Genomic DNA, 1,509 nt, shown 5'->3' on the forward strand with positions numbered 1-1,509 from the left:
GCGATAGCGGGCAAGGCGATGTCGCGTAAAACCGGCGCGCGCGGTCTGCGCTCCATCGTGGAAGGCGCGCTGCTGGATACCATGTACGATCTGCCATCAATGGACGACGTAGAGAAAGTGGTGATCGACGAGTCGGTAATCGCAGGTGAATCAGCGCCGATGCTGATTTACGGCAAGAACGACGCCCAGCAGGCTTCAGGCGAGTAAACCCTTCAGGATTGCCATAAAAAAGAGAGCCGCATGGCTCTCTTCAGACTGATGACAAAGCTAAAAAAGCTCAGGTGAACATCTGTTTTTTTACAGCAACTCCGCAGCTTTATGGCGGCAGAGGCTGAGCGGATAGGCGGGCGCATGGACGCGCCAACCGAGCCTACATGGAAGTATTTACGGCGTGTCCGTGTTCCGATCTGCCTCTGCTGCTCTGTCACTGATTTAAACGCGACCAGGGGTTTGTCATCAATCTCAAGAGAGCCGCATGGCTCTCTTTTTCTTGCCCGGTCCCGGCAAATAAAAAAGCCTCCGGTTAAGGAGGCTTTTAACAGAGTGAAAAAGCTTAGCCTTTCAGCTCGTCCCAGTGGGTAATCAGATGGCTGGCGATGCCGTAATCGATCGCCTGCTGCGGGCCCATCCAGTAGTTGCTGTCTGTATCCTGCTCTACTTTCTCCAGCGGCTGGCCGGTCGCCTTGCTGATCAGCTTATTGATACGATCGCGCGCGCGCAGCAGCTCGTTGGCTTCGATTTCGATATCAGAAACCTTACCGCGTACGCCGCCCAGCGGCTGGTGGATCATAAAGCGCGTATTAGGCAGCGTGTAACGGTCTTCTTTTTCCGCCGCCAGGAAGATAGTAATGCCCGCGCTTGCCACCCAGCCGGTGCCGATAACCTGAACCTTAGGCTTCACAAACTTAATCATATCGTGAATGGTATCGCCAGCTTCAACGTGGCCGCCCTGGCTGTTAATAAACAGCTTGATTGGCTCATCGCCCATTTCCTGCAGGATCAGCAGCTGCGCGGTGACTTTCTCCGCCAGCGCCTGATCGATTTCGCCAGAAATGATCACAGATCGGGCTTGCAGTAACTTGTTAAGCGCCAGAGAGGACTTCTCTTCCGGGCTTTCTTTCTTTGGCTCCTGAGACATTATTTAGACTCCATCGGAAACGATCTGTATAAGTGACAAGAGTTTAGCATAATCCATTCACCAGCTAAATCAACAGTGGCGGCGCTGAATCATTACTTGCAAAAACAAAGCGTTATTAAAGGAAAATCCTGATTGGCCTTTTTTAAACCTTGCCAGGCGCCTAAAAAACACCTGCCTGCCTGCGCGGCGTAGCCCGCTTTTGCTGACAAAACAGCGCTGAAATGCGCTATATTAGAGGTTGGTCTATTAATCAAAACAGCCTGTAAGGGCCGTTGACAAGGCGTGAGGTAACTGATGACAGATAAGCGCAAAGACGGTTCAGGAAAGCTGCTGTACTGCTCTTTTTGCGGCAAGAGCCAGCATGAAGTCCG

General features: G+C 52.2%; 2 protein-coding genes and 1 pseudogene. 2 read left to right on the forward strand and 1 reads right to left on the reverse strand.

Features of this window, described 5'->3' with window-relative positions:
* A pseudogene (gene clpX / locus ACETPC_RS23730) lies at nucleotides 1-207 on the forward strand (ATP-dependent Clp protease ATP-binding subunit ClpX); the annotation flags it as partial.
* Between the two features lie 346 nt (nucleotides 208-553).
* On the opposite strand, the gene ACETPC_RS23735 reads toward clpX, so the two are convergent.
* On the reverse strand, nucleotides 554-1,138 hold the full coding sequence (locus ACETPC_RS23735; protein ID WP_380184890.1) for an ATP-dependent Clp protease proteolytic subunit: 585 nt from the start codon (nucleotides 1,136-1,138) through the stop codon (nucleotides 554-556).
* 294 nt (nucleotides 1,139-1,432) lie between these two features.
* On the opposite strand from ACETPC_RS23735, the gene ACETPC_RS23740 reads away from it, so the two are divergent.
* Nucleotides 1,433-1,509 (forward strand): ClpX C4-type zinc finger protein (locus ACETPC_RS23740; RefSeq protein ID WP_231278969.1); only part of this gene is annotated, 77 nt, incomplete at its 3' end.

Source organism: Pantoea sp. sgz302252, from assembly GCF_042610525.1.
Classification (GTDB): domain Bacteria; phylum Pseudomonadota; class Gammaproteobacteria; order Enterobacterales; family Enterobacteriaceae; genus Erwinia.